The organism is Kluyvera sp. CHPC 1.2972 (assembly GCF_036759925.1).
Lineage (GTDB): Bacteria > Pseudomonadota > Gammaproteobacteria > Enterobacterales > Enterobacteriaceae > Kluyvera.
The window spans coordinates 355,373-381,390 of the sequence record NZ_JAPKIB010000003.1 but is presented as its reverse complement, the minus strand read 5'-3'; the positions used below and the strand labels follow the sequence as shown (position 1 = coordinate 381,390).

At 53.7% G+C, this 26,018-nt stretch carries 31 protein-coding genes; 30 read left to right on the top strand and 1 reads right to left on the bottom strand.

The genetic code is table 11. The features are described 5' to 3' along the window. Window positions 1–171 precede the first annotated feature (171 nt). Complete coding sequence (pepT, locus tag V6944_RS07900; protein ID WP_333498555.1) at window positions 172–1,398, top strand: peptidase T; 1,227 nt, start codon at window positions 172–174, stop codon at window positions 1,396–1,398. A 96-nt stretch (window positions 1,399–1,494) separates the two neighbouring features. Here the strand turns inward: pepT and V6944_RS07895 are convergent, their stop codons facing one another. Next, window positions 1,495–2,616, bottom strand: coding sequence for a ribosomal protein uL16 3-hydroxylase (locus V6944_RS07895; RefSeq protein WP_185669972.1), 1,122 nt, complete (start codon window positions 2,614–2,616; stop codon window positions 1,495–1,497). A 209-nt stretch (window positions 2,617–2,825) separates the two neighbouring features. On the opposite strand from V6944_RS07895, the gene V6944_RS07890 reads away from it, so the two are divergent. The 29 genes from V6944_RS07890 (at window position 2,826) to V6944_RS07750 (ending at window position 26,009) form a co-directional block, all read left to right on the top strand. Further along, complete coding sequence (locus V6944_RS07890) at window positions 2,826–3,905, top strand: site-specific integrase (RefSeq protein WP_333498554.1); 1,080 nt, start codon at window positions 2,826–2,828, stop codon at window positions 3,903–3,905. A 541-nt stretch (window positions 3,906–4,446) separates the two neighbouring features. Next, window positions 4,447–4,944 (top strand): hypothetical protein, encoded by a 498-nt coding sequence (locus V6944_RS07885; RefSeq protein ID WP_333498553.1) that lies wholly within the window; start codon window positions 4,447–4,449, stop codon window positions 4,942–4,944. Beyond that, window positions 4,941–6,647, top strand: coding sequence for a terminase large subunit domain-containing protein (locus V6944_RS07880; protein ID WP_333498552.1), 1,707 nt, complete (start codon window positions 4,941–4,943; stop codon window positions 6,645–6,647). Before V6944_RS07885 ends, V6944_RS07880 begins: the two co-directional genes overlap by 4 nt. Before the next feature lie 11 nt (window positions 6,648–6,658). After that, window positions 6,659–8,644 (top strand): portal protein, encoded by a 1,986-nt coding sequence (locus tag V6944_RS07875; RefSeq protein ID WP_333498551.1) that lies wholly within the window; start codon window positions 6,659–6,661, stop codon window positions 8,642–8,644. A 9-nt stretch (window positions 8,645–8,653) separates the two neighbouring features. Beyond that, entirely contained in the window at window positions 8,654–9,571 is a 918-nt protein-coding gene (locus tag V6944_RS07870) for a hypothetical protein (RefSeq protein ID WP_333498550.1), read from the top strand. Next, a complete protein-coding gene (locus tag V6944_RS07865; RefSeq protein ID WP_333498549.1) occupies window positions 9,571–10,485 on the top strand; it encodes a hypothetical protein in 915 nt (304 codons plus the stop codon). The genes V6944_RS07870 and V6944_RS07865 overlap by 1 nt, the downstream gene beginning before the upstream one ends. A gap of 8 nt (window positions 10,486–10,493) precedes the next feature. Continuing rightward, the gene (locus V6944_RS07860) at window positions 10,494–10,895 is read left to right on the top strand and encodes a hypothetical protein (RefSeq protein ID WP_333498548.1); all 402 of its coding nucleotides are present in this window, start codon (window positions 10,494–10,496) and stop codon (window positions 10,893–10,895) included. 7 nt (window positions 10,896–10,902) lie between these two features. Then, the gene (locus V6944_RS07855; protein WP_333498547.1) at window positions 10,903–11,406 is read left to right on the top strand and encodes a hypothetical protein; all 504 of its coding nucleotides are present in this window, start codon (window positions 10,903–10,905) and stop codon (window positions 11,404–11,406) included. Then, window positions 11,406–12,824, top strand: a complete 1,419-nt coding sequence (locus V6944_RS07850; protein ID WP_333498546.1) for a hypothetical protein — start codon at window positions 11,406–11,408, stop codon at window positions 12,822–12,824. Before V6944_RS07855 ends, V6944_RS07850 begins: the two co-directional genes overlap by 1 nt. Next, window positions 12,824–14,581: a hypothetical protein gene (locus V6944_RS07845; RefSeq protein WP_333498545.1), complete on the top strand. Its 1,758-nt coding sequence runs from the start codon at window positions 12,824–12,826 to the stop codon at window positions 14,579–14,581. Before V6944_RS07850 ends, V6944_RS07845 begins: the two co-directional genes overlap by 1 nt. Window positions 14,582–14,684: 103 nt before the next feature. Next, window positions 14,685–15,656: an SU10 major capsid protein gene (locus tag V6944_RS07840; RefSeq protein WP_333498544.1), complete on the top strand. Its 972-nt coding sequence runs from the start codon at window positions 14,685–14,687 to the stop codon at window positions 15,654–15,656. Then, window positions 15,656–15,928 (top strand): putative Ig domain-containing protein, encoded by a 273-nt coding sequence (locus V6944_RS07835; protein WP_333498543.1) that lies wholly within the window; start codon window positions 15,656–15,658, stop codon window positions 15,926–15,928. The genes V6944_RS07840 and V6944_RS07835 overlap by 1 nt, the downstream gene beginning before the upstream one ends. A 222-nt stretch (window positions 15,929–16,150) precedes the next feature. Beyond that, window positions 16,151–16,456 (top strand): DUF2829 domain-containing protein, encoded by a 306-nt coding sequence (locus V6944_RS07830; RefSeq protein ID WP_333498542.1) that lies wholly within the window; start codon window positions 16,151–16,153, stop codon window positions 16,454–16,456. Between the two features lie 52 nt (window positions 16,457–16,508). Then, window positions 16,509–17,114, top strand: a complete 606-nt coding sequence (locus V6944_RS07825; RefSeq protein WP_333498541.1) for a phage adaptor protein — start codon at window positions 16,509–16,511, stop codon at window positions 17,112–17,114. Further along, window positions 17,101–17,340 carry a hypothetical protein gene (locus V6944_RS07820; RefSeq protein ID WP_333498540.1) on the top strand — a complete coding sequence of 80 codons (240 nt, stop codon included), beginning with the start codon at window positions 17,101–17,103 and terminating at the stop codon, window positions 17,338–17,340. The genes V6944_RS07825 and V6944_RS07820 overlap by 14 nt, the downstream gene beginning before the upstream one ends. After that, window positions 17,340–18,185, top strand: coding sequence for a phage baseplate protein (locus V6944_RS07815; RefSeq protein WP_333498539.1), 846 nt, complete (start codon window positions 17,340–17,342; stop codon window positions 18,183–18,185). Before V6944_RS07820 ends, V6944_RS07815 begins: the two co-directional genes overlap by 1 nt. After that, the gene (locus tag V6944_RS07810; RefSeq protein ID WP_333498538.1) at window positions 18,182–19,918 is read left to right on the top strand and encodes a hypothetical protein; all 1,737 of its coding nucleotides are present in this window, start codon (window positions 18,182–18,184) and stop codon (window positions 19,916–19,918) included. The genes V6944_RS07815 and V6944_RS07810 overlap by 4 nt, the downstream gene beginning before the upstream one ends. Then, window positions 19,918–20,937, top strand: coding sequence for a hypothetical protein (locus V6944_RS07805; RefSeq protein ID WP_333498537.1), 1,020 nt, complete (start codon window positions 19,918–19,920; stop codon window positions 20,935–20,937). The genes V6944_RS07810 and V6944_RS07805 overlap by 1 nt, the downstream gene beginning before the upstream one ends. 199 nt (window positions 20,938–21,136) lie before the next feature. Further along, window positions 21,137–21,667, top strand: coding sequence for a hypothetical protein (locus V6944_RS07800; RefSeq protein ID WP_333498536.1), 531 nt, complete (start codon window positions 21,137–21,139; stop codon window positions 21,665–21,667). Window positions 21,668–21,840: 173 nt separating this feature from the next. Further along, the gene (locus tag V6944_RS07795) at window positions 21,841–22,473 is read left to right on the top strand and encodes a recombinase family protein (protein WP_333498535.1); all 633 of its coding nucleotides are present in this window, start codon (window positions 21,841–21,843) and stop codon (window positions 22,471–22,473) included. Between the two features lie 78 nt (window positions 22,474–22,551). Then, complete coding sequence (locus V6944_RS07790) at window positions 22,552–22,728, top strand: hypothetical protein (protein WP_333498534.1); 177 nt, start codon at window positions 22,552–22,554, stop codon at window positions 22,726–22,728. A gap of 77 nt (window positions 22,729–22,805) precedes the next feature. Further along, window positions 22,806–23,045: a hypothetical protein gene (locus tag V6944_RS07785; protein WP_333498533.1), complete on the top strand. Its 240-nt coding sequence runs from the start codon at window positions 22,806–22,808 to the stop codon at window positions 23,043–23,045. Then, a complete protein-coding gene (locus tag V6944_RS07780; RefSeq protein ID WP_333498532.1) occupies window positions 23,042–23,326 on the top strand; it encodes a Ref family recombination enhancement nuclease in 285 nt (94 codons plus the stop codon). The genes V6944_RS07785 and V6944_RS07780 overlap by 4 nt, the downstream gene beginning before the upstream one ends. A 272-nt stretch (window positions 23,327–23,598) precedes the next feature. Further along, window positions 23,599–23,985, top strand: coding sequence for a hypothetical protein (locus V6944_RS07775; protein ID WP_333498531.1), 387 nt, complete (start codon window positions 23,599–23,601; stop codon window positions 23,983–23,985). Between the two features lie 371 nt (window positions 23,986–24,356). Continuing rightward, the gene (locus V6944_RS07770; protein ID WP_333498530.1) at window positions 24,357–24,572 is read left to right on the top strand and encodes a hypothetical protein; all 216 of its coding nucleotides are present in this window, start codon (window positions 24,357–24,359) and stop codon (window positions 24,570–24,572) included. Between the two features lie 122 nt (window positions 24,573–24,694). Then, window positions 24,695–25,024: a hypothetical protein gene (locus tag V6944_RS07765; RefSeq protein ID WP_333498529.1), complete on the top strand. Its 330-nt coding sequence runs from the start codon at window positions 24,695–24,697 to the stop codon at window positions 25,022–25,024. 29 nt (window positions 25,025–25,053) lie between these two features. Then, a complete protein-coding gene (locus V6944_RS07760) occupies window positions 25,054–25,389 on the top strand; it encodes a hypothetical protein (RefSeq protein ID WP_333498528.1) in 336 nt (111 codons plus the stop codon). A gap of 152 nt (window positions 25,390–25,541) precedes the next feature. After that, complete coding sequence (locus V6944_RS07755; protein ID WP_333498527.1) at window positions 25,542–25,751, top strand: hypothetical protein; 210 nt, start codon at window positions 25,542–25,544, stop codon at window positions 25,749–25,751. Then, window positions 25,752–26,009, top strand: a complete 258-nt coding sequence (locus V6944_RS07750; RefSeq protein ID WP_333498526.1) for a pyocin activator PrtN family protein — start codon at window positions 25,752–25,754, stop codon at window positions 26,007–26,009. It abuts the gene before it with no gap. Window positions 26,010–26,018: the final 9 nt, after the last annotated feature.

The following is a 26,018-nucleotide window of genomic DNA, read 5'->3' as shown; positions in this document are numbered from 1 at the left end:
CGGCAAACGATACCCAATCGCCAATCCTTGTCTAAGCTACCTTAGGTATATCTGATGATTAGCGACGAATTGATGAAAAAAATGGCCTTTGCCGGGCTAAAAGTGACCTGACGCAATATTTGTGTTTTCCTGCTTATTGATAATGTTGTCACAAAAAGTGAGGGTGGCTACATGGATAAATTGCTTGAGCGTTTTTTGCAGTACGTTTCACTGGACACACAGTCGAAGCCCGGCGTGCGTCAGGTGCCGAGTACCGAAGGGCAGTGGAAACTATTACATCTGCTCAAAGAGCAATTGGAAACAATGGGGCTGGTTAACGTCACGCTGAGCGAGAAGGGAACGGTGATGGGCACCCTCCCGGCGAACGTCAGCGGCGATATTCCGGCGATCGGTTTTATCTCCCATGTTGATACCGCTCCGGATTTCAGCGGCAAAAACGTCAATCCGCAAATTGTTGAAAACTATCGCGGCGGTGATATTGCGCTGGGGATCGGTGATGAAGTGCTGTCGCCGGTGATGTTCCCAGTGCTGCATCAACTGCTGGGGCAAACGCTTATCACCACCGACGGCAAAACGCTACTGGGTGCCGATGATAAAGCCGGTATTGCCGAAATCATGACCGCGCTGGCGGTGCTGAAAGAGAAAAACATCCCGCACGGCGATATTCGCGTGGCGTTTACCCCGGACGAAGAGGTCGGCAAAGGGGCGAAGCACTTTGATGTCGACGCCTTTAACGCCCAGTGGGCCTATACCGTAGACGGCGGTGGCGTGGGCGAGCTGGAGTTTGAGAACTTCAACGCCGCTTCTATCACCATCAAGATTGTTGGCAACAACGTGCATCCGGGTACCGCGAAAGGGGTGATGGTCAACGCGCTGTCGCTGGCGGCCCGCATTCACGCGGAAGTACCGGCCGACGAAAGCCCGGAAACCACCGAAGGCTACGAAGGTTTCTACCATCTCACCAGCATCAAAGGCTCGGTGGATCGTGCTGAGATGCACTACATCGTGCGCGATTTCGACCGCAAGCAGTTTGAAGCACGCAAACGCAAGATGATGGAGATCGCCAAGAAGGTGGGGAAAGGTCTACACCCGGATTGCTATATTGAGCTGATTATTGAAGACAGCTATTACAATATGCGCGAAAAGGTGGTCGATCATCCTCATATTCTGGATATTGCCCAGCAGGCGATGCGCGATTGCGATATCGAGCCGGATCTCAAACCGATTCGCGGCGGCACCGACGGTGCGCAGCTGTCGTTTATGGGACTCCCGTGTCCGAACCTCTTTACCGGCGGCTATAACTACCACGGCAAGCACGAGTTTGTGACCCTGGAAGGGATGGAGAAGGCGGTGCAGGTGATTGTGCGCATTGCGGAGCTGACGGCGAAACGCGGTTAATCAGTAAAGAAAACCCGGGGTCGCATTCGCTCGCCCGGGCTACATATTGCACAATTGTAGCCCGGCCAAGCGCAGCGCCGCCGGGTTTATCGCGCATTACTCAGCAAAAAACCAATACCCGCTGTTCACCAGCGCGGCCAGCATCGCCAGGAAGGATGGGTCGTCCAGCGCCTCACCAAAATGCTGGCTCTCCAGCATAATACTGCCCGCCATCGCGTCCAGCGCCTGCTGATGCGGTGAATCCACTTTCTCGCCGTTAACAAAGAAATCATCGCCGATACGAATCACCCGCAGGCCGCCCAGGCGTTGCAGCATATCGCCCTGTTGCAGCGCATCGTAAATTTCGTCCGGCTGATACGGCGGCTCCGGCGGCGCGATATCCAGCTCATGGCGCGACTGGCTGATAAACTCGCCCAGCCACTGCTGGAAATGCTCCGGCTGCTGGATCAACCCTAGCATCATGTCGCGCAGGCGATCCACTTCCTGCGGCAGCAGATCCGCCGGGTGATCGCGTGACGGTACGTCCGGGTCGCTGTAGTGCTGGTTGCCGAGGTCGCGCTGCAGAATATAGTCGGCAAAGCCGCTAATCAGCTCGCGGCTGTTCGGCGAACGGAAGCCTACGGAATAGTTGAGTGAATTTTCCAGCGCGTAGCCTTCGTGCGGGAATCCTGGTGGAATATAGAGGATATCGCCGGGCTCCATCTCTTCATCAATGATCGCCTCGAACGCCTGCACCTGCAGCAGATCCGGATGTGGGCAGTGCTGCTTGAGCGCGGTTTTCTCGCCCACGCGCCAGCGACGACGGCCGGTACCCTGAATGATAAAGACGTCATACTGATCGACGTGCGGGCCCACGCCGCCGCCCGGCACCGAGAAGGAGATCATCAGATCGTCAATGCGCCAGTCGGGAAGGGCGCGGAACGGGCGCATCAGCGCGCTGGAGGGTTCGTGCCAGTGATCAACGGCCTGAACCAGCAGCGACCAGTTGCTTTCACCGAGGTGATCGTAGCTTTCGAAAGGACCGTGGCTGACCTGCCAGTTGCCATCAAGGTGGCTCACCAGTCGGCTATCCACTTCATTTTCCATCGCCAGACCAGCCAGTTCATCCGGTGAAATAGGGTCAATAAAGTTGGCGAAGCCGCGTTTCAGCACCACCGGGCGTTTTTGCCAGTAGCGCGCCATAAAATCGGGCCAATTTAACGTTAAGTGGTATTCCATATTGATATTTCCGCAGCAGATGTATGTCCGGATTATACATCCACAATCGACTTTTTACGAAAAGATAACACTTCAAAAACACCCCGAAAAAACAAAGCGTTATATTTCAAGCTCTAGCCGCCACCCGCACGAAACAGCACACAAAACCTCCTAAATTCTCTATTTTATGTGTAATAGCACCCCATCCAGCACCCCAGAGATTTAAGAGAATGGCCTTTTATACGATAGAGAAGAGACTCACCGCCGCAGGCGTGGCCCGGTACAGATGCACTGTTGGCGTGAAAGAGGCGGGGCTTTATAAGCACCGAGAGAACCGCACGTTCCCTAAACAGGCAATGGCGAAAGCGTGGGGTGCTCAGCGCGTCGCAGAACTGGAATCCAACGGCATACCAGAGCAGGGCGAAGGAATCACCCTGGGTGCGCTTATACGCCGCTATCTTGCGGATAAGGGCATAAGAAAGGGCCGGGATAAAGTAGACCGAATGAAGCGCATGGAAGTATCAGCGCTGGCTCTCAAGCGCCTGGATGAGATAACCATGACAGATTACGTGGAGTTCGGCAGATCGCGCCGGGAAGAGATTTCCGGCTCGACACTGCTGGCTGACTTCTCCTACCTGAAAACAGTGCTGGATGCCGCCGAACCCTTCTTCTCCATCAAGATAAACACAAGTGAGTTTGAGGCCGCTAGAAAATATATGGCGAAGATGGGCATAACTCACCCGTCAAATAAGCGAAACCAGAGGATTGATAGAGAAAACTTTGATGCGATTTTGGATGTGCTAAAGAAAAAACAGGGCCATTCCAGAACCAGAGTGCATTATGCAGATATATTTGAGTTTGCTATTTACTCGTGTATGCGCGTCGGTGAAATCTGCTCAATATTGTGGAGTGATGTCGATGAGTCAACGCGTTCTGTCATTGTCAGGGACAGAAAAGACCCAAGAAAAAAGCAAGGTAATCATATGGTTGTCCCATTGCTTGGTCGGGCGTGGGATATATTGCAGGAACAGCCAAAAATAGACGAAAGAATATTCCCTTGTCGGTCTAAAACAATATCTAAAATATTCCTGGATGTTAAAGCGTCATTAGGCATTGAGGGAATAAGGTTCCATGACACAAGGCGAGAGGGCGCAAGTAGATTATTTGAAATGGGGTTCAGTGTCGAAGAGGTTGCCCAGGTAACGGGGCATAAAAACATTCAGACCCTTTGGACTGTTTACCGCGAGATGTACCCGAAAACTCTGCACGATCGCTTTGCCGAACTCCAGAGGCGCAACAACCCGGAATAAAATTACCGTCTTGCGATCCACTAAAAATTCATGCTTCCCTAAAAAAGAGCCGGGGTTCCGGCTTGCTGTCTCGGTAACTATTCCGGGATAGAGCGCAGTCAGATTCGTTGAGGCTTCGGCTTGGTGCTTGAGGCTGCGTAAGGGAAGAACCCGACAAGACCCCCAAAAGTATCGCCGAGGGTTTGCGTAAGAGTTCCGGGAATGCTGTTCAACGTTGATGAGTGACAGTGAGCTGAGAGTTAGCGCCACATAGAGCGGTAATCACTTCAACGATGCAACCCGGATGGTGAGAGCGTTAGGCGGCCTGAAAAGTTAGCAGGTTAGGGAATCTCACAGGGAGAACGAAAGGCTAAACCGGGTCTCCCCGCGAGTGAAGGGCATCAGCGTGAGCTGGTGTTTTTTTTGCTCCCGCACAGAACAGCCCACTATTGGTGTGTGTGATCACCAAGAGTCACTTGCGTGAAGGGGGTGCGGGGGAAGAGTATTTTTTTTCATGAGGCAACTCTAGGGGCACGATGCCCGCTGCTGGTGGGAACCGGCAATGAGTAGTAAAGCGTCCAGATTCCGCAAGCAGGCCCGAAACAAGCGCGCCGTTGCGTTATCGCTCAATCAAAAGCAAATCGACAAGCAGAACGCTATTCACGATCGCCGTGAAATGCTGCTTGAATCCGAGGTTCCCGCGCTCCTGACGGAAATGCGTGAAGCCGGGTTTGCGCCTCCAAAGGGTCTACCGACTCAAAAGCAATTCCTCCGTTATGCCGCGTTCCGCAAGGCTCGCGCCATGTCTCGTGCTGCTGCTCTGGCGGAAGATGAGCTGGCAGTGGCCCAGGCTGAGGGTGGTTTGTTGTCTCGCGTATATGAGCGACTCGACAAGCCTGGCCTGAAAGATACCGCGTTCGCCAACCTGATCACCGCCGCTCAGCGTTCTATCGTTGCAGCCTCGGCGCGTCTCGATGTTGATGAGGTCGCCGCAGAGCTGGAACTGCCAGAGGCTGACCGTATCAATGGCCTCCTGAAGCGTCTGGGGGGTGTCGCGTGAATTTCACCACTCCTGAATACCGTCAGAACCTGCTCGCCGCTGCGCGCGCGCTCTCTAATTCCACAATGGAGGACATCCGCAACAATCTCGATGTGATCGAGGCTGCCGTGACTGTCAAAGAACAGTGGAAGGTTGACGGCTTTATCCCCTATGAGTACCAACTGAAGTGGTTCGACTCCGGTATGAATCACCGCTTGCGCTATCTGTCAGCCGCCAACCGTATCGGCAAGACATTCAGCGCCGCCGCCGAGTTCAGCTATCACGCAACCGGGCTTTACCCAGATTGGTGGAACGGCTACCGCGTCACCAATGAGCTAATTACCACTGCTCGCGTATTGTGGGCTATCGGTGTGTCCGCTGACTCCACGCGTACCACGCTGCAAAAGGAATTGCTCGGCACTGACGATGCACGCCAGCGCCACCTGATTGGTACTGGCTCCATCCCTCGCGAGCGCATCAACATGGATTCCCTGGTGTGTGATGGCCAGGCGGTGAAGTCGTTCCGCGTTTACCACGTCTCTGGTGAGGAGTCGACCTGCCGTCTGTACTCCGCAATGCAGGATGAGAAAGTTTTCATGGGCCAAGCGGTGGTATTCGTCTGGATCGACGAGCAATCACCGAAAGAGGATCTGCTTGTCGCTCAGTCGCAGACGCGAACCATGACAACCAAGGGCGTAGTGGTGGTCACTGCAACGCCTGAGCATGGAGAAACCGACCTATACACCCGCTGTCGCGACGACCTTTCCGGGGAGATTCACTTCCAGAAAGCGAGCTGGGACGATGCGCCGCACTTCACCGAGAAGGACATTGAAGAGCAACTGGCCCTCACGCCGTACTACCAGCGCGACATGCGTCGCCACGGTGAGCCGGTTCTTGGTGTTGGCAAAATCTACCCATTTAGCCCGGATGCGATCACCTGCGCGCCGTTCGACATCCCGCCAACCTGGCTGGTTATGGCTGCGCTTGACTTCGGTTACACCGGAGAGAGTGACCCGTCCGTGATTGTGTTCGTTGCCTACGATCGCGACACCGGGCGTCGCTACATCTTCAGCGAGTGGTACAACCAAAGCTCTGTTGCGCCACGCATCACCGAGCGTGAGATTTACCCGAACGCTCACATGCCTGATTACATGGCCTGCAAAATTACCGGAAACAAGCCGAGTGATTGGGATGTCGCCGTGTCTCATGCGCCTGCTGAGTTGCGGGAGTTCTCCGGGCTTGGGCTTCCGTCCATCCCGGTAGTGGCCCCGAACGATGGCGACGGCATTCAGTCCGGTACGCAAATCACCCGCTCCGAAATCATGCGCCGCCAAGGGGCGAAGATGACACCGCGCGTTTGGAAGCTGCACGAGAGTCAAATACCGATGGAAACCAACCGTAACAGCAAGGTTGGCTCTATCGCGCTGCTGGCGCAGTGGTTCCAGGATGGCGAGCTGTTCATCTTCCGCAATTGCCGCGAAACCCTCCGTGAGCTGGGCTTGTACCAGTGGACGAAAGAGGGCAAGCGCACGATCCCCTCACCGAAAAACGACCACTTCATGGATGCAATTCGATATGGGGCAACCCGCGTTGAGTTTGACGGCATTCCAATGATGCAGGCCCGCCGCGCCGTTCCGGTGCCGGTAATCAATAACAACCCATACACCAGGGACACGGCGAGTTATGCCAGACCTGGCAAAAAATCAGGAGCATTCAAGCTGTGAATAAAACTGAGTTGCTCAATGTAGTAATGGAGCAGATGAACGCCGCCAAGCGGATTCATGACGCGCTCTCCGCGCGCTATACGCTCTCTTATGAGACGTATCGCGGCGAGTACCCACCAAAGGCATCACCAGGCGATATCTCTGCGTCTCGCGTGATGTGGCAGAGCTTCGAGAGCGTTTATCCGTCGCTGGTGGAGCTGTTCACCAACTCGCAGCGTTCCCCGGCATCGTTTGATAGTGATCGCATGACAAACGGCAAGCTGGCAACGGCAATCTCCCGCGCCGTGCACACCGCAACGCTGAAAATTGATGGCTACTATCGCCTGATGATGGAAGCGCTAAAGGAAATCCTCATCACGGGGAACCAGGCAGCGCGCGTTGGGTACACGGAAAAGAGCTACGAGAGCGAGAAAGCCAACTTCACTGACGCGCCACTTGAGGCGATCGTGATGCAGGCCGAAGCGTTGATGAAAGCTGGCTACAACATTCAGCACGAGCTGGACGTTGATGAGAACAATCGCACCGCCACGGGCTGGATTCAGGGTGTCCGCAAGATTAAATACCCGGTCATTAATTTGGTGGACTACCAGCATTTCTATCTTCACCCGCGCGCAATCGACGTTGAGAGTTCGCCGTACGCGGCATACTCCGAGGACTTGACCATCGCCGAGGCAGTGGAACAGGGGCTCCCGGAGAGCAAGCTTGTGAACGGCGCTAAAGATGATCTCAATCGACCTACAGGGGAGAGCAAACAGCTAATCGTTGTGGATGATATGGACGGCGATATTGATGCGCCTGACGGTGATTACAACGACTACAACCGCACTATCACTGTTTACCACCACTACTGGCGCGGCTGCTATAAGGGCAAAAAGCCAAAGCTGTGGCACGTGATCACCACCGATACCGAAATGCTAAGTGTTGAGGAAGTCGACTGGTGTCCGCTTGTCTGGGGTGGGATGAGCGTCGTTTCTGGCTCAGGCTACAGCGAGTCACTGTTTGATATGACAGTTAACGAGCAGGTAAATAAAACCCGCGCTATGCGAGCTATTCAGCGTAGTGCTGATGGTGCCGCGTACGGCGAATACGTCTATATCGACAACCTGCTAACTCAAGACGGCAAAGCTACGCTGATGGATGAGCGCGGCCCCGGCGCAGCATATGAGGCAAACGGCCCTGGCGCAATCCAGAAGCTGGGCGGTACTGACGTTCCCCAAGCTATGCAGTTGCTTAACGAAGAAATTAACGCCGATGTTGAGTCTGTCATTCAGGGGAGTGCAGGTCAGGCCCAGGCGCTGGAAGAAAACAGCAACGCCAGCGGAACGGCAATCCAGCTTACCCAGGATAAGCAGGAACTGAACGAAAACCAGATCGCCAGCACCGTCGCCGAGACGTTCATCAAACCAATCTACAAGCTGATGCTCCTGGTGCTCCAGGAAATGGGCGAGACAATGGAGCTGGACGGCGTTGATATTCCGTTCAAGGTCATTCGCTCCGACCTGGGCATGTCAATCAGCATTGAATCCCCGTACGACCGCACCCGCGCCGCCGCCAATGTTAAATCGGCATATGAAACAGCGGCTCAGCTCGGCACGCTGCCGAAAAACATCCAGCCCCAGAACGCATACAACATCTACGCCGACTATTACCGGGCAATTACCGGGCAGGAGGACGTTAGCCGCTACATCACGCCACCGGAGGATATGCCGAAGCCGTCGCCGCTTGAGCAGGCGATCACCAAATTCATCACCGTCAACAAACTGCGCTCCGAAATTGCTGCTACTGGCCTGGCTGAGGCCAAGGTCAAGGATATGCAGGCCGACACAATGAAAAAGCTCAACGATGGCCTGTATGACATCGCCAAGATTGACCAAATCAAGGCGCAAACCCGAATCAGCATGGTTCAGACCATGTTAGACGCGCAGAAGCTGGCCCAGGATGGCGCGAACGCCGTCACCAAGAATGCCCAGAACCAAGAAACCATCGACCAACAATAAGAGATCACCATGGAAAACCAGAATGAACAGAACACCCAAACCAAACCGCAAACGCCTGCCGTGGGAGGAGTCGGACGGTCAGCTCTTGCATCGGCTGTTCTCGGGGCTCTCGGTCGCGAGCCAGCAGAAAAAGACAACAAAGGCCCAGAAGCGAGCGCAGGAACACCACCTGACAGCGCAGCGGTCGACATTCTCGCCGGAACCGACGACAGCACCACGCTGGAGGGAGGCGCTAAACCAGGCGAAGGCGAACCTGAAGTAGTAGACGTTTGGGAGTTTAACGGCGTTGAGTACACCGCCGACCAGGTAGAGGAGTCGCTCCGCGAGCGTGAGAGCTATCAGCGCTATAACCAGAGTGTTCAGCCATTGGTTGATGCTATCAACCAATCAGAGGCCGCTACAGCGCGTTACAAGGCTATGGCGCAGACCGAAACGGAAAAGCAAATTGAGTATCTGGAAGCACAGATTGCATCTGGTCGCCTTGCTCCGCATGACAAGGCCATGGCTTACGACCAGCTCCGGGAGGCAAAGAAGCGCCAAGAAATCCTGGTTGAGGCCGCAGAGAAAAGCGCCGAATACCAGCGCAACAGCATGGACAAGATTCGCCGCCAGCGCGCAAGCCAGACCGTGAACACCCTGACACGCCAGAAATGGAGTGCTGACGAAATTCGCGCCGTCGCCGCAGGCCTCGAAAAGGTTGTGGGCGACAAAATTGGTGACGTTATCTCACCTGAATTGATGCAGGTGTTTCGCGACGCTGATGAACTGCGCCGCCTGCGCTCCGATAACGCAAAGCGCCTGGGTAAAAAGGCTAACGAAACCGCCAGCGCGCTAAAAACGCCTAAGCAGCCACTGACAAAGCCAGCACCAAAGGCCCAGGGCTCTAAATCGTTCGGCGCGAAAGTATGGGGGGATAAGTACAAATAATGGGTCTATTCGGAGGGGGATCATCATCCTCATCATCAACCAGCAATACCACATCCTGGCTGGCTCAGTACGTTGAGCCAATCGTGACGAATTACATCAATGATTACAGCGGCATTAACTACGAAAACAGCGTAGTGGCAGGCATTACCCCGGCTGAGCAGGCGGCGTTAGACCGCGCTGGAAGTGGTGACGCCATCACTGCCGGGACAAGTCTTGCAAAGGGTGGCCTGAGCCTGATTGATGAGGCCATTACCAACATTCAGGGCCTGCTGGAGGGTAACGGCAAAACGCAGTTCATGAGCGGCGTTACTGGGCTGTACAACAAAGCTGGTGATTTCATGGATAGCCAGGACAGCGCCATTCAAGACCAGGTATACAGCGAGATGGGTAGCGAGTTTGGCAGCGAAGCGCAGAGCAATATGGCCTCAACTTCGGTTGCTGGCAGTAGCGCTGCTGATAGCGCACGCAACTCCGTTCTGTCCAGTGGTGCAAACAGCATGGTTGAGCAGGAATCAGACCTCGCCATGCAGATTCTGAAGGGCTCAGTAGGTCTCACAACTGGCGCTATGTCTGGTGAGGTTGGCTTGCTTGACCAGTTGATGAGCGCTGGTGGTTCGATCGCGAAAGCTGGTGGAACGATGGCGGCGAACGGCGAGAAGAACCAGATGAACGCCGGGGTGTTTGAGCAGTGGTTTAACCAGAAAGTGGATGATAACAACCGCCGCAACGACATGATTAACAACAATATGTCAGCGATTAACTTCGCACTGCTGATGGATGAGGTGCTGCCGACTGCCGGCATCGACACCACGACCACCACGAACAGCAAGGTAAAGTCTAGCGGAGGCACTGGCAGCAGTCTCCACTCGGAAATTATGGGCGCTGCCGCAATGTCTGCACTGATGTTTATCTAGGGGGTACCGTGAGCATTTTAGATTCAGCAGAAGCGTTTTTAGGGGTGGGGGATAGCGTGGGCCAGGTGGCCCATTCGGCCTCTGAGGTTAATTCGGCGCTAGGTAGTATTGCCGATGGAACGTCATTAGACACAGCGATTAATCAGGGTATGGAGGGGCACCGTGCAGGTGATGCCATGCCCGGTTCAAGCCTGCTGCCTGAATGGGCAACAAAAGCCCTGGGGCCAATCATGCAAGGGGTTATGGGGGCGGCATTGGCTCCAAAGCGAAACCCGGTTGCGCCGCTTGGCGGTTCTGGGCATGGCGTGAGCGCCAATACCAGTGGCTACACCAGCTTGCTGAATGACGCTACCAAGCTCGGCAACAATGACCCATTACAGGGTCTTACCAGCTTCAAAAACCTGCTCTGAGGTGAGTGTGAATATCAATAAACAGTTTGATGCGATGTTTAAACAGGTTGAAGAGGTGGCGAGCGCAATGCTCGCCAATTACCAGCCGCAATCGGTGCAGGCTGATGAGCCTGCAAAAGTGAGATGGGCCATGCAGGAGGGATTCACGCCTGAATATGATCCGAACGCCGACCAGGTTGATTGGGTTAAAAAACCAGAACCGGCATACAACGTGCCGGACATCATGAAGGTTCGCGGGTCGATGTCTCCGGAGACGTTCGCCGAATCATTCCCTGAGTACCAGGTGAAAACGCAGCACCTTAACGAGCTGTTGCAGGACATCTACCAAAACGTACTGGACGGGAAAATTACTCAGCAGCGCGGGGAGGAGCTTGCCTATCAGCTGATGGCAGACACCTACGACGAAGCCCTCAAGCAAGGCAAGCCGCAGGGAGCAGGCGTTAAGTCATCCAGTGAACAGCAGACCGCAAGCAAGGTCATGAAAGGTCAACGACTCGTAGGTACGAAATAATGACAGCTACAACCCAACTACAGCAGCAGCGACAGGTAAACCAGGTGCAAACCAATCTGGACGCAGGTCAGGGGTACTCAGTTACACCGAACCAGGGCAGTGTTGTACCGAACGTTATGCAAACGCAGAGCATTCTCGAGGCCATGCTGGCCCAAAAGAACTCAATGCCGAACATCACGCCGCCGAGTGATTCAGAAATTCGCCGCACATCGTGGATCGCGTCCGGCGTGATGGGGTTGCTGGGGGCCATCGTCACCGGGAACGCCGCAAGCGGTATCGCCGTTGGCATGTCAGCAGCCCTGGCGCTTCATGACCACGGCAACGACCTGCGTCAGCGCAGCGAATACCTAAACGAATTGCATCAAAAGGGTTTTAGCGGCCCTGCAATTCTGAAGTGGTACGAAACGGGCGATAACTCAGAACTGGACAAGGAAAGCCAGCAAATGGAAGCGATGGCGCGCGATGAGTCCAGCCTGCAAATGCAGGGTCTGAAAATGGATCAGCAGAACGACCAGTTTAACGCGCGCATGGATAGCCAGGATAAGCAGTTTGACCTGCAAAACCGCAGGCTTGACCAGATGGCGCAGCATGAGAGTGTTATGGAAAACATCGCGCTACAGAACGCCGCTAGCGCCCGCATGGCGGCAATTGCAAAAATGGGAGCGCAAGCGGGGCAGCAGATGTCGGCGCCTGGGGCTGGTGGCGGTACGCCGGGGGGGCAGCTCGCCAGCTTCGACCCGAATAAGGTTGATGTGCCGTCGCAGATCACCGACCCGCAAGAGCGTGCGGCATACATCGCCGCCGCAGGTCAGGCCTACCATGGACAGATGCTGAAAGATGCGATAGGCCAGGCAACGGCCGCCAAGAACCTCCGCACATCGGAGTCACAGCAAACGGCGATGTATGACAAAATTTTAGAGGCGGCACAGAAGGTGGCGCATACACCGGACAACAAAGCAGGCGATGAGCAGCTTCTGATGCAGTTCCAGGTGGGTGAGTCGCCGAACGTATCGCCGCGAACCACGCAGATCAAGCCCTTAATGGAGTCACTTACCACGGGCCGAGTGGATGCCGCTGAAAACTACCTGAACAGAAAAACAGGCGGCGGCTTAACGGATTCTGAACGCCAGCAGGCGCGAGACCTGACCCGCAGCAATGCCCAGGCGCAGGCAGAGTCACACATGGCGCACGTGCAAAACGTTGTTACCACAAACGGCTTTGATCTGTCTAACCCGCAGGTTATGCGCGACCTGGTTGCGGCATTCCACGTATCGCCTGACACAATCACTGGCCTTGCAAACGGGACGCTAACTCCAGAAGCGGCAGCAACCGCCGCCATTGACAAGGTCGCACCGAAAACAACTAGCTTCAGTGATGTGCCGGAGCATAACGCCAAAGCAACGTCGGGGGCCTGGTAATGACTCACAGTGTTATTTTGCCGAACGGCTTCACAATGACGGGTGTCCCTGATGATGCCACCCAGGCGCAAATCGCAGCCCACGCAGTGCAAAAGGGGTATGCCGTCGCTAATGATTTTGCTGATTACCCGGAGGCGTACAAAGCTGCTGGTGGAGATGCAAAAGCAATGGACGCTATCCAGCAAATGGAGAACTTCAATCCGTCGACTGTCGTTAAGGTGGCAAAGGAGAACCCACAGGCGATGGCGGCTGGCGTGGGGCTGGCTCTCGCACCAGTTACCGCGGGTCTATCGCTACCTACCGCGTACGCCATTGACTCCGGTTCTCAGCTGGCTCTTGATTCAGCTGCTCATGCAGTTGAGACGGGCGGGAAAGATGCGTTTCCTGAGCACCCTTTCCAGGATGTTATTTTACCGATTCCGGGTGTTGCGAGTCTTATCGCGAAGCCTGTTTCAGCAGTGGCTGGAAAGATAGTTGCGCCAGTGCTTGAGCGCTTCACGCCGTCAGCGGTTCAGTATCTGAAGGGGCGTTTAGGGCACGTTGATTTACCGGAAGATGTGGCAAATGCGGAGAAGTACACCGACGAAGCGCCAATAAGCGCAGCAGGGAGCGAGCAGGAAGCAGAAAAGGCTGTTAAGGCCGCAAAGGTTAATACTGATCGCATTGACGCCATGACAGCGCAGCAAGCGCAATGGATGGACACCTACAATCAAAAAATAGCACGGCGGCTGGTGGGCGTGGAGGCTGAGAGCTACATCCTGAACGTGATAAGGCCGGAGGAAACCGGGCGCGTGGGTGAGTCGGCAGAAAAGGCGCTTCAAACGTTCCGGTCGTTCACGGAGGACTACGAGAACCATCATTTGCCGTTCCCCGGGGAGGAAAGGCCAGAACTATCGGGCTATGGGCAGTTTGAACAGGTGATGAGAGCGGAGCATGAGCCGACGAACGCGATCATCAATCGCATTGATGCGGGTGAAGAGGTTCCGGCGCAGCAGTTGTATGACTCCATTGCATCTTACATCAACGGCACTAAATTCGACCTGGAACAATTCTTAACGACCGCGCCACACGTCAACATTAAGCGCTTGCTGACAGCGGTGAAAGAAGCCCCAGGCATTACCGAATGGCTGGATGCAAAAGGGATTATGAACCCTGAAACTCGCAGCTATGTATCGGCAAAACAGGCGGCAGCGCACCGGGCGGGAATTTCGGACGCTTATTCCGCATCAATGGAGCGTTTAAACAATGAGTTAACCAAGGAACGCGGCATTACATCGGCTGAATACCAGGAAGCGCGCGCAGCTGGGGAGAGGAGTAGGCAAACCGCTCTTGAGCATAAAATTAAGCTGTTGAACAACATGCAAAAAAACGTCAAATCAATCATGAATGACGCGGCTGGCATCAAGGGCGAGGCTACCTGGAAAGATATCTCAGAGGATGAGCGCGCCGTGTATTGGGCAATGACGCACACTCATGACGCGGCGCAACGCGGAGCCAAGGCAATGCGCATGTATGAGCAAATGGAAGCCGTTCGCGCTGCACTACCAGGCGTGAGAGCCTCAACAGCCATGGATAGGGTAACTGATAACGCTGCGAGCACCGTAATGGCGGGATTTATGATGGGTGGCGTACCTGGCGCAATAGCTGCACCTATCGTGAAAGCGGCGGGTGAAAGGGCTAAAGGGGCCGTTGTTCGCCGTGTAGTAAATCGTGCGGAGCGAGCTGAGTTAATTGCAGCCGCAAATAAAAGCAATTGACAGTTGTAATTTGTTCGTGATCAAATCGCGGCGTTCTAACACGTAATTCCTTTCAATGAGCATTGCTCAATGGGCATGAAGCCCGCAAAGGAGGCCTATATGAATGGCAGCCTTAACCCTCTGGTCTTATGACCACGTTGGCGTAAAAAGCGAAGTAGCTAACGACATTGCCATGCTGGACCCTGAGCAGACCATGTTCTGGTCTACCATCGGCAAAAAGAAAGTCGATAACCAGCATCACAGATGGCAGATCGACAGCCTGAAAGCCCCTGGTTCAAATGCCTACCCTGAAAACGTTCAGTGGGCAGATGTACCGAAGTCTTACGGCAAAACCACCATGCTGGAAAACTACACCCAGAAGCTCATTCTTGGCCTGGCAGTAACCAGCGAAGCTCAGCGACAGTCGTACTATGCCGGAACCGGTCAGCTTGATCGCCAATCCAAAAAGCGCGCCACTGAACTGAAAGCCGATTTTGAATGGGCAATGTTCAACAATGGCCCCGCAGTCGCCCCGGCTGATGGTTCTGACGGCAACCCGGTGGCAGCGACTGCGGCGGGTATCAAATACCTGATTTCCAGTACCGATGGCGGCACCACCATTTCTGGCGATCCGCTTAAAGGTATCCAAACCTATATCGTTTCGGAATCAGCCACACCTACCGAAGATGACATTAAAGACGCTCTCAAGCGCCTGAAAACCGTAGGCGCAAAGCCAAAGATTCTCATGGCATCCATGGATATGTCGGACACCATTTCCGGTATGCAGGAGAAAACCGGGGAGAACGGAAATCGCGTTCGTGTATTCGAAAATTCCACGGAAGTGAGCTGGGAAGTCAGCACCCTGACCGATGCCTTTGGGCAAACGGTAATGGTGATGTTCAACCCAATGATGCCTAACGGCACCGTTCTCATCTACAACCCGGAAGATTGGCAAGAGGCTGTATTTGGCGAGCCTCGTGTCAAAGACCTGCCAGAACTGGGCGATGCCGATGAAGTGGCGTTCCTGCTGGAATCTGGTTGGGAACACGCCAACCCATGGCGCTCCGCATGGATTGAGGGAAAGCCAGCGTCGTAATGACTGGCGCAACCGTTGCAGTTAGCCCGACAACCGCCACCCATAGCGCCGCTTATACCGGGCAAGCTACGGTGACGGTCGCTCCGAGCAACGCAACGGGCATTACGACGACGTACGCGCTAAGCGGTGCGGGTGCAGCAGGGTTATCAGTTAGCACTACCGGGGCAATCACTGGAACCCCAACAACGGCAGGAACCGCAACACTCACGGCAACCGTGAAGGACGATAGCGGAACCACTAAAACGGCAACCGCAACGATCACGGTGGCGTAATGAGCATCAAAAGCATTGAGGTAATGACCATCGCGCAAATCTGTTTTGTTGCGGTGTCCAGCCAGCGTGAGGCGCTGGGTGAAGAGGTAGAGGGCGGAACGTGACCAAAGTGCTAACCGGGCAAGCAACGCCAGATACGCCGGACGGGCGAATGATTGCGCGAATCTGTCACCAGTTCGCCGATCCAAAGAAAACCCTCAAATACGCATAAGGAATAGAACGATGAAAAACGAAAATGTAGCAGTAGCAGGTTGTGGGCATCGGTACAGCATGGGTTTTGGCGGCATGCTGGCAATGCTGCGTGATGGTAAGTGCGCGGCGCGCAGCGGCTGGAACGGCAAGGGCATGCATCTGCAACTGGTTAAGCCGCCGCAGAGCGCAGCACCTCATGAGCCAATGTACCAGGTTGATGGCGTTAACGATCGCTTGCTGCCGTGGATTGGCATGCGCACTGCTGACGGTGGTTTTGTTCCGTGGCTGGCGAGCCAGACCGATATGCTGGCGGAAGATTGGGTAGTTGTTGAATAACAGCGATAAATAACTAAAGGGCGGCGCTTGCCGCCTTTTTTACAGGTGAATTATGAGCACTACCTATAACGACCTCGTAAGCAATATCAAAACCTGGTGCGGACGCACCGACAGCCAGACTATCAACGCCATCCCTCAATTCATCGCCGCAGCGCAAACTGCGCTGGATAATGGCTTGCGTATCGGTTCCATGATTGTCACTACTGACTACGCAGCTGACGCGCTGAGCGTTGACGTGTCCGACTATCTGGAAATCAGCAGCGTGACTATCGCCGGGCTGGTGGGCACATCCACAACATACGGCGATATCACCGGATTGCGCGCCGTCATTAACCAACGCCCGGAAATCTCCGGCTATGACTTCCACTACGCCATGAACGGCAACGCTATTGAGCTGGTTAAGCCAGGTGCCGTGGAGGTGACTGGTTATCAAAAACCTACCCGGATCACCAGCGCAAACCAGACGAACGCCTACACCGATGGCGCAGAGAATGCGCTGTTATGGCTATCGCTCTACTACTGCGGGATGTTCTCAAAGGACGATGCCGCAGCAAGCTGGCAACAGATGGCGGAAGCCGAAATCAACAACCTCAACAACTCCCGCCAGCAGCTCGCCAAGACGGGTACAGCAAAGAGAAAGCGCCATGGATACTTCTAAACCGCACCCGGTGCTTTACGCGCTGGCGTTTATCGGGTTCTCCGGCGTATGCACTATCGCGGCATTCTGCGCGCGCGTCGGCGCCGCTCAGGAGCAGTTAACGCAGGTTGTGGGAACCCAGGCAAAAGAGGGTGAAACCCTCGCAACGCTCGTTAAATACGAGGCAGTGGATCAATACAAAATCGACACGCTAGAAAAGCAGGTCGATAAAATGGAGGCTAAATAATGCCAGTAGAAGCAGGCGGGTATATTTCAGATTTGCAGGAAGATTGGCCTCTTGGCACAGACCCGGAGAGCGACGGAGACGACCATATTCGTGTTGTTAAGAAATCGGTAAAGGCAACATTCCCAAACGCCAACGGCCCCATCACCGGCACGCCGGATGAGTTCAATAACCTAACTGCTGGGATGGCGTTAACTCAGGCTGACGCAACAACAACATCACCAGCGGCGTGGCACCTTCAGGACGGCGCAGGAAATCAGGCTTGCGGAATATCGTTAACACCGACAATGGAGCAGACAAAAGCCAACGCGGCGTTGATGATGAATTTTCAGGCGCTGGTAAACATCTTCTATCCGGTAGGGGCTGTTTACATGAGCGCCACCGATACGCGAAACCCGGCTGATTACCTGGGATTCGGTACATGGTCGGAAGTGGTCGGATTGGTAGCGGGTGTTGGCGCTGCAGTAGATAAAAATGGCATGTCTGGTGAATTCTCGCTGGGGGCGCAGTCGGGAAGCTGGCGCGTAGGAAACGACCAGATTATCGCGCAATCAATTACCCCAACGGGAACGGTGGATAGTGGGGGTGGACATGAACACGGAAACGGGGTGCGAGGGGAAAACGCAGACCCGTTTCTACATACTTCATATGGTTCAGGAGGTAGCGGTAAGTGCATGTCGGACACATCAAGCTCATACAGCGGAACGGAGTACAAAACAACAAATGACGGCACACATGGTCACGGTGTCACTGGGGTTAGAGTTGCTATTGGTACAGGGAGCGCTACGGATGGCGGCGTGTTTGTTAACCCTTACTACGGCATGTATATCTGGGTACGCACAGCATGACAAAACCATCAATTCAACAACTGGGGTCTGTTGGCATAATGATGGACGGCGACCCGACAATGTTGCCCGACCAGGCTTTCACGGACGCGCTCAACGTTCGCTTCAACGGGCGCGAAATTGAGCAGGGGTTAGGGAATGCGCCGGAATCGTACTATACGGAAACGGCGGAGGGCGATAGTTGGGATGGCGTCATTTACCTGATGCAACCCATCTTGTTTGACGGGTTCAGCAACGGCGCGCGACTGCTGTTTATGCTGCAGATCGCTAAATCGGACGGCGACAGCATTCTCTCGGTGTGCTCTCAAAATATGGCAGCACCGGAAATGATTGGCTATTACACGGCGTTTGCCGGTTGGCCCACTGCCGACCCGTGGAGCGCATATAAAGCCGTCATTAACAACTGCGTGTTGTTCGGTATGACGGCGCAGCCCCCGGTAGGGAAGCAGTACGATTGGACGGACTTTGACACCCTTCCTGGTTGGGGTGAGCAGACAGACGGAACGCAGACAACTGAAGTGCGCCGGTGGACGTGCAAAAACGTTATTTCATTCGATAACCGTTTGATCGCGCTAAACACTGTTGAAGAGTCTGCTGGTGGTGCGGACGTTCCTTACCCAGCCCGCCTTCGTTGGTCAGGATTCGCACAAGAGGACGCCTTCCCGATTAACTGGGATGACACCGCAGCGAACAGAACATCGGAGGATTTCGCGGCGGCAGTGATTGATGGCTACGCGGGGTGGCAAGACCTGTCCAGCGCCACGCAGGTTATCGACGGCTGCGAGAATGGCGGCACACTCTACGTTTACACCGAGCGTGAGACGTTTAGCCTCACGCCGTCCGGCAATGACCAATCACCGTTTATCACAAAGCTCGTTTACTCCGACCTAGGCTGTCTCGACATTGGTTGTTGCGTCAACGCCAAAGGCTATAACTATGTGTTTACCGGGTCGGACGTTGTTCGCCACGATGCCGTAAGTTGGAAATCCATCGCGGATAACGTGTGCCGCGAATGGCTATCAAGTCTTGTTGCGAGCGCGGAGCCGGGAATGGTGCGGATGCTTAACTACCCGGAGCTAAACGAAATATGGGTGATGTGTCGCGGAACCGACCAGGCTGACGGGGATTACGCAAAGACTCAGGCGCTAACGTATAACTACGTTAACGGCACGTGGTCAAAGCGAACGCTGCCATACATCTACGACGCAGTGTTTGCACCGTTGCCGCCTACATCTGACATGATTCCTGTTGAGTGGGATGAAAACGATACGGAATGGGATAGCGAAACTGCCATATGGAATGCTGGCGCCGAAAAAATCAGCCAGGGCACGATGATTGGCAGTTGCGCTGCTGGTGGCATCTACTACCTGAATAGCGGCTACACAGAGAATCGCCATAACTACAGTAACGGCGCATGGGCCATGCAGCAGCAAAGCCTGCAATGCTACGTTGAGCGCCGGGGGCTTGAGTTCAATACGGGCTATCGCAGCATGATCTGCGAGACGTATCTGAACGGTAAAGGCACCGACCCGCTAACCGTCATGATGGGCCGAGCCGATAACCCAGATGGTGGCTACACGTGGGACACGCAGAGCATCGCAACGCTATACTCTCAGCGCCGCCAGACATGGAGAACGGAAGGTGAAACCCACGGCTATCGCCTTGAAATCAGCGGTCAGGGAGCAATCCCGGTGGGCATCACGTTCAAAACAGCTAATACCGGGAGAGCCTACTAATGACCCCCGCAGAATCAAAGGCGCGCGCAAAGCTGAACGCACTGGAGCGAAGCAAGCAGGCCACCCGGCAAACCAGCCCCAGCTCAACCAGCAATAGCCAGGTAACAGAAGCCCCACCGCAGCTGTATCAGGTGGCACAAATCAACGTGCCGGAAGATATGCACGGCATGACTAAGTTGGTTCAGGCGGAGCTGTTAAAGATTGCTCAAAGCCAATCAATCGTTCTCTCACTCTGGAAAAAATCAAAGGCAAGCAACGTGGTATCACTCGTACTGACAGTAAACGGACAGTCACCAGATGACGAGGGTAATGTTACCGTCGACACCGGGGTGATGAAGGTAAATGACAAATCGCCAGACGCTAGCGGAAACGCAACCATCGACACTGGCGTTATGACGGTCAACGGCTCCAGCCCGGACGCTGACGGGAATATCGTTGTGCAGACTGAAGGAGTGTCAACCGTGAACGGCACCGCCCCAGATACTGACGGCAACGTGGAGCTAACCAACTTCCCGAGCGCGGTGACAATGGACGATACGCTGACGGTGGCGGGGGAAATTACCACCGGGGGGAGGGTGGTGGATAATGGGGCGAGCTATGGTGTCGGCTCTGGGGTGATGGTATCAAACGATGCGACAACAAAGACGGCAGCGGAAATCATGCAGGACTTGCGCACCAACTACGGGGCAGGATTTTATCGCTACGGTTGCAAAGCGTCCGACATCACCGAGTGGGAAGCAGACTCGTGCGGGTTCTTCAGTATAGGAGGAGACACGAGCGCGTTTCTGCATATCAACTACGGGAACGGGCGCGTAGTAGCGTTATCAGGGAGCAAGTCAAAGATTGACGCAGGGACAGCGAACATCAACACGCTATACGGAACGGCAAATCCACCAACTGCAGCGGAGGTTGAAGGTTTGGAGGAAATGTTGGCTGCAAGGGATGCAGGAATCAAGGCGCAGATTTACGCAGAGCTACTCGCACTAAACCCCGGCATTATTATCCCCCAAACCGAATAGCACCATCACACCAAACCCAACACCCAAACCCGCGCATGATGTGCGGGTTTTTTATTGGCTAGGAAAAATCTTGTGAAATTTAAAAAAATGATTATGTGTTTGGGGATGTTGTTGGTTGCAGCTTCGGCGATGGCTTGTCCAAAGGGTGAGCATCCACACGGCGGGACTGGATCGCACCACAAAGGAGGGTACTGCTCTTATGATGAGTAAGCGGCTTGTGCTGGCGGCATTCGCTCTTGTTGCCCTTTCTGGCTGCGCGGGGAAAGCAAGGCATGCGCAGTGCCAGGAATTGAAATCCGAAGCGGCGGGATCACAATTTGGGGCCGCGATGGCTGGTACGTATATGGCGCGAGCCGATGCGGATATGGACACGGCGCGCTATGAGCGGTGTGAGGAGTCTTTTGATTTACTCCAATATCAGGCGCAGTTACAGCAGCAGGCCCAGGAGCAAGCGAACAAACAAGCGAATGAACAGGCGCAAGAAAAAGCACAGGAGCGGCATGAGCTATTGGTGGAGCGAGCAAAAAGCCCAGAGATGCAAAAAGTGTTAAGGGCTGCGACATTGAAAGATTTGGTTGAGTGTGAAAAGTCCGTCACGAACGAAAGTGATAAGCACGCCGATGATGTAAAAGCGATGTCGGCATATTTGTGCGAAAAGGAAGTTGATAGAAGAGTGGACACCGGAAAGCTTAGCCGCAGTACGGTAAACAAAATGCTAAATCAGAGCTAGCAAAAATAGCAAATCAGCGCAATCCCCTTCGGGGGATTTTTTGTTTTTGTGGTGGTTAAGTAAGGGTGTACCGATTATAAACCATCATTTACCGTGTTGGTTTAGGCATGGAAATAACTTAAAGTTAACTGGTTTAGGGATTTGACTCAAAGTTAACTAAAGAGGGTTAAAAATTGGCTTCAGTGGTTTTTGGGTACCTAAGAGCCTCGACAAACGAACAGGATGCCGAGCGAGCTAAAAACGATCTGGTTAAATTCGCCTCAGAGCATGGGCTGCGTTCACCCATCTGGCACGTTGAAAATGAAAGCGGCGCGAAACTGGAAAGGCCGGAGCTGTTCAGAATTTTGGAATCAGCTCAGGTGGGTGATGTTTTGCTTATTGAGCAAGTCGATCGCCTTTCGCGCCTGAATGCCACGGATTGGATAAAGCTTCGAACCGCAATCACGGAAAAGGGTATTCGCGTTGTTGCCCTGGACTTGCCAACGTCGCACATGTTAGCGGCGGCGGGTGATGAGTTCACCGGGCGTATGCTGGACGCAATAAACGGTATGATGCTGGACATGCTGGCAGCTATTGCCAGAAAGGATTATGAGGATCGCCGCCGCCGACAAAAGCAGGGTATCGCAAAGGCCCAGGCGGAAGGGAAGTACAAGGGGCGTGGTGCTGACCTGGATAAGCAAGCAGCTATCATTGCGCTGCTTAAGGCTGGGAGCAGTTACAGCCAGATAGAGAAAGCTATGGGGGTTAGCCGCCCAACGATAGCGAAAGCGGCTAAAGTTGCAAAAAGTGCTGAAATCATAAATTAAGTGAAAATCACTTAAATACGGCTTGTGCAATTAAGTGAAATTCACTTAATATAATCACATCGGAACAACGAAGGGTTTATGAAACTTACTGAATACATTGAAAAATACTATGACGGCAATAAATCAGCATTTGCGCGGGCAAACGGCGTGCTGCCACAGCAGGTGAATAACTGGATTAACGGTGATTACGTGGTTGTTAACAATGTGCTGTGTAGTCCGCGCCGCGACCTTGTGCCAGTAGAACTCAAAAAATAACAGCGTAGTCGGAGCTTTTCCTATAGCCCACTTCGCGTGGGCTTTTTATTGCCCAAAATCAGCCAAAGGAGCAGTAAATGGAAAAATTAATTCAGCAGGTAAACCAGGCTCGTGAGCGCATCCTCGCGCAACTGGCGAGCGAATACTTAAACCGCAACAGCCATGTATCTGATGCTCAGATTGCCCGCTTCAAAGGTGCAATGCATCGCCAGCTATTAAACACGGGCCGCGCCTGTTTCTCAGTTCTGGAAGCCGGGTGCGAAGTGGAGGAGACAAACCGCCTGTTTGCTGATGATCTCGCCTGGTTGGAATCATGAAAAAGGCAGAGCGCGAGCACGTCAACAAAGTGGCGGAGCTGGGGTGTGTGGCCTGCTATGTGCAGGCTGGGGTGTGGGGAACGCCGGGAGAGATTCATCACATTAGAGAGGGCCAAGGCATGGCGCAGCGCGCCGGGTGGAAACAGGTTATTTGTTTGTGTACGAACCATCATAGAAATAGTGGAAATGGGAAACTAGCAATTCACGCTGGCAAACTATCGTTCACAAATGCATACGGGACTGAAAGCGAGTTACTTGACCTAACTCTCAATAGCATCTGATTAAATAAAAAACAGCCATATTTCATTAGAAATAAAAATGGTGTTTTGACATACCCCTACCCCTGTCAAAAAGGCAGAGGATGTAAGAGCGATGTTAAGAAACACCTTAAGCAAGATTATTAGCGAGATGTCCGACTCAGATTTATTGGAGTCAGTTGAATGGTGTCTGTCGTCTGGAAATAACAGCCCATCCGGGCGTAAGTATTTAAATAAAGTGCTGTCGCATAATAAGCCGATTATTGACGCGGCATTAAATGAACTGAGGGTTAGAAATGAAAAGCTTAGTAGCGGAATTAAAGAAATGGTTTTCGGTGCGCAATGAGTTGGCAAAGGCCAATTCATGTATCAAGTACCTGCGTGGCGAACTGAAGGTTCAGCAGGATATTGCAAAACAGGCGGTGCGCGAGTCTATGGGTAAGGATGTTGAAATCATGGCTATGGCAAGCGAGCTGGGCGCGGCGCATGAGCGGGTGGCAAGCGGGAAGGAACGTTACTTTCTGAAGGTGTGTAGGGATATCTATTCAAACGGAAAGATGATTTCAGAACTGCGCTTTCGCGGGATGGTTGGCGCGATGATGGGCGAAAGGATGCCAAATACCCCAGGTTGGGGAATGAGTGTTGATAATGGCTACAAGCATCCACGGGAATTTAATAAATAAAGGAACAAGGGAGCGAAATATTAAGGAATCATTATCCATTGGTTTTACATCGAAATTAAGGCGGAACGATAAAAGCAGGACTGCGCATAAAAATGCGGCGCGGGAACGCTCACGGTTAATTGCCGAAGGTAAATATAACGAGTTAGAGGAGGTAAGAATATGCGAAAAATATTCCTTGCATCAATTCTGTTAATTAGCGGGTGTGCTGTCGTTAAAAGCGAGCCGAACCTGAACGAGACTGTAGCGCTTGGCGGTGCATGTGCAGTCAACGTCCAGGCCGACTCTTATCAGGTCGCTTGTTCAGACGCTGACCCGGCAAAGGTAGTCAAAGCCGTTCAGTCTATCAACACAAAAATTAAGGGGAATGGTAAGTGAAAATTGTTGCAGGTCGTTCGTTATGCGACATCCGCTCCCAGGTGATCGCCGTAGCCATCAAAGAGGGTAAGAGCCCGGATTGTGTTGATGAGTGGGACAAGTGGTTTAAGTCTCAGGGTTGTGATTATCGCTCGCTGGCAGGCGATGACAAAGCTAAGCGCTGTACCGGGTGCCAGAAAGGTGCTCAGTGTGAAGGCAAGCAGAATGTTTAAAGTGGTTGCGGGGCTTGGTTCCCCGCGCTACGGACAAAAAGCCGTAGCACTGCTAAACGAGCGCATCGCCAAATTCGGCAGCTTGCGCGCTTATCACGAGCATCTAGCAAAGGGCCGCGAGAATGATAAAAGACGACATTCTTGATTACCTGAAGTCACACGAGCTGGTCACGATTAAAGACATGATCGCGATGTATGGCCACGAAAGAAAATCGGTTGAGTCTGCTGCGAAATACGCAACGGTCAAGGGGCTGATTCACCGGGTGGCACCTGGCACTTTCGCCATCGGAAACGGCACCGGAGCGCCACCAAGCGGCGTACCAACCATTTTCGACCAATGCCGCCAGAACTGGAGTGGCTATAACATCCATAAAATTTTCGGTGCCACATCTCGCAGCGTGGCAGAGCAGGTGGCGGTTGAAAACGCCCGACTGCCTTTCGAACCTTTTTAACGGAGCGCCCCACAAGGGGCGTAAACAAAATGACATTCACTAAAGAGCAGTTAATAGAGCAGGCGAAAGGTTGCCAGATGCTGGCGCAGTGCGCCGTTGACGCTCGGCCTGATGATGTGGCAGCGGCTAAAAATCTGGCTCTGGTTGAAATAGCCCTGGCAGCGCTGACCGCCGTGCCGATTTATCAGTTAATAAACGATGATTGGTATGACGCAGACAAGGAAACCTATGACGCGGTTGTTGCGGCGGGAGGGACGGGGCGTGTTGTCTACGTTACGCCGCAGCCATGCCCGCGCTGCGGTGTAGCGTCAACGCGCCCGAACGGCGAGCACTATTGCCACGTCAAAACCGGGGAGACCGATTAAATGACCAACAATAAACGCCGCGTTGTCACTCTGAAGCTTACGTACACGCAAGCTGTTCAGTTACTCCACACGCTAAATTCGCTTGATAATGAAGACAATGAGGAGGTTAGTTCGATCTTGCAGGAAGTGTCCAGAAAGCTACAGGAGGCCCTATGACTACCAATAACCAGTTAACAAACAAGCGCACTGTCGGCGCACGTATTGCGGCCCTCCTGGTTGCTGATTCAGTCCCGCTGACTGACGCGTGGAAAGCGCTGATTGACGACGCAGAGCTTCAGGAACACCGGAAAGCGGCTGATAGTGCAAAGCAAGATTGCGCAGCCGCTATAGAGGCACTATCACCACGGGCCGGAGGGCAATAAGTGAATACGACGTTCTTTTATCTGCTGGCGGAGTTCGAAACACTAACCCCGACCCTTGAGCAGATCTCTAAGAAGTACCTCGGTATTGAGCCTACAACGGCGAACTACCGGGCCAACATAGGAAAGCTGCCTTTACCAACGTTTCGAACCGTAGAGACGCAGAAAGCGCCACGCCTGGTACACATTGAAGATCTCGCGGAGATGATAGACAAGGGCCGCGCCGCTGGTAAGAAGGCATTCGAGCACTTCAACGCATAGTCCCCCAAG

Bases quoted from the DNA above. Each gene is read 5' to 3' on its own strand.
- pepT (WP_333498555.1), top strand. From the start codon at position 172: ATGGATAAATTGCTTGAGCGTTTTTTGCAGTACGTTTCACTGGACACA.
- V6944_RS07895 (WP_185669972.1), bottom strand. From the start codon at position 2,616: ATGGAATACCACTTAACGTTAAATTGGCCCGATTTTATGGCGCGCTAC.
- V6944_RS07890 (WP_333498554.1), top strand. From the start codon at position 2,826: ATGGCCTTTTATACGATAGAGAAGAGACTCACCGCCGCAGGCGTGGCC.
- V6944_RS07885 (WP_333498553.1), top strand. From the start codon at position 4,447: ATGAGTAGTAAAGCGTCCAGATTCCGCAAGCAGGCCCGAAACAAGCGC.
- V6944_RS07870 (WP_333498550.1), top strand. From the start codon at position 8,654: ATGGAAAACCAGAATGAACAGAACACCCAAACCAAACCGCAAACGCCT.
- V6944_RS07865 (WP_333498549.1), top strand. From the start codon at position 9,571: ATGGGTCTATTCGGAGGGGGATCATCATCCTCATCATCAACCAGCAAT.
- V6944_RS07850 (WP_333498546.1), top strand. From the start codon at position 11,406: ATGACAGCTACAACCCAACTACAGCAGCAGCGACAGGTAAACCAGGTG.
- V6944_RS07845 (WP_333498545.1), top strand. From the start codon at position 12,824: ATGACTCACAGTGTTATTTTGCCGAACGGCTTCACAATGACGGGTGTC.
- V6944_RS07840 (WP_333498544.1), top strand. From the start codon at position 14,685: ATGGCAGCCTTAACCCTCTGGTCTTATGACCACGTTGGCGTAAAAAGC.
- V6944_RS07835 (WP_333498543.1), top strand. From the start codon at position 15,656: ATGACTGGCGCAACCGTTGCAGTTAGCCCGACAACCGCCACCCATAGC.
- V6944_RS07830 (WP_333498542.1), top strand. From the start codon at position 16,151: ATGAAAAACGAAAATGTAGCAGTAGCAGGTTGTGGGCATCGGTACAGC.
- V6944_RS07825 (WP_333498541.1), top strand. From the start codon at position 16,509: ATGAGCACTACCTATAACGACCTCGTAAGCAATATCAAAACCTGGTGC.
- V6944_RS07820 (WP_333498540.1), top strand. From the start codon at position 17,101: ATGGATACTTCTAAACCGCACCCGGTGCTTTACGCGCTGGCGTTTATC.
- V6944_RS07815 (WP_333498539.1), top strand. From the start codon at position 17,340: ATGCCAGTAGAAGCAGGCGGGTATATTTCAGATTTGCAGGAAGATTGG.
- V6944_RS07810 (WP_333498538.1), top strand. From the start codon at position 18,182: ATGACAAAACCATCAATTCAACAACTGGGGTCTGTTGGCATAATGATG.
- V6944_RS07805 (WP_333498537.1), top strand. From the start codon at position 19,918: ATGACCCCCGCAGAATCAAAGGCGCGCGCAAAGCTGAACGCACTGGAG.
- V6944_RS07800 (WP_333498536.1), top strand. From the start codon at position 21,137: ATGATGAGTAAGCGGCTTGTGCTGGCGGCATTCGCTCTTGTTGCCCTT.
- V6944_RS07790 (WP_333498534.1), top strand. From the start codon at position 22,552: ATGAAACTTACTGAATACATTGAAAAATACTATGACGGCAATAAATCA.
- V6944_RS07785 (WP_333498533.1), top strand. From the start codon at position 22,806: ATGGAAAAATTAATTCAGCAGGTAAACCAGGCTCGTGAGCGCATCCTC.
- V6944_RS07780 (WP_333498532.1), top strand. From the start codon at position 23,042: ATGAAAAAGGCAGAGCGCGAGCACGTCAACAAAGTGGCGGAGCTGGGG.
- V6944_RS07775 (WP_333498531.1), top strand. From the start codon at position 23,599: ATGAAAAGCTTAGTAGCGGAATTAAAGAAATGGTTTTCGGTGCGCAAT.
- V6944_RS07765 (WP_333498529.1), top strand. From the start codon at position 24,695: ATGATAAAAGACGACATTCTTGATTACCTGAAGTCACACGAGCTGGTC.
- V6944_RS07760 (WP_333498528.1), top strand. From the start codon at position 25,054: ATGACATTCACTAAAGAGCAGTTAATAGAGCAGGCGAAAGGTTGCCAG.
- V6944_RS07755 (WP_333498527.1), top strand. From the start codon at position 25,542: ATGACTACCAATAACCAGTTAACAAACAAGCGCACTGTCGGCGCACGT.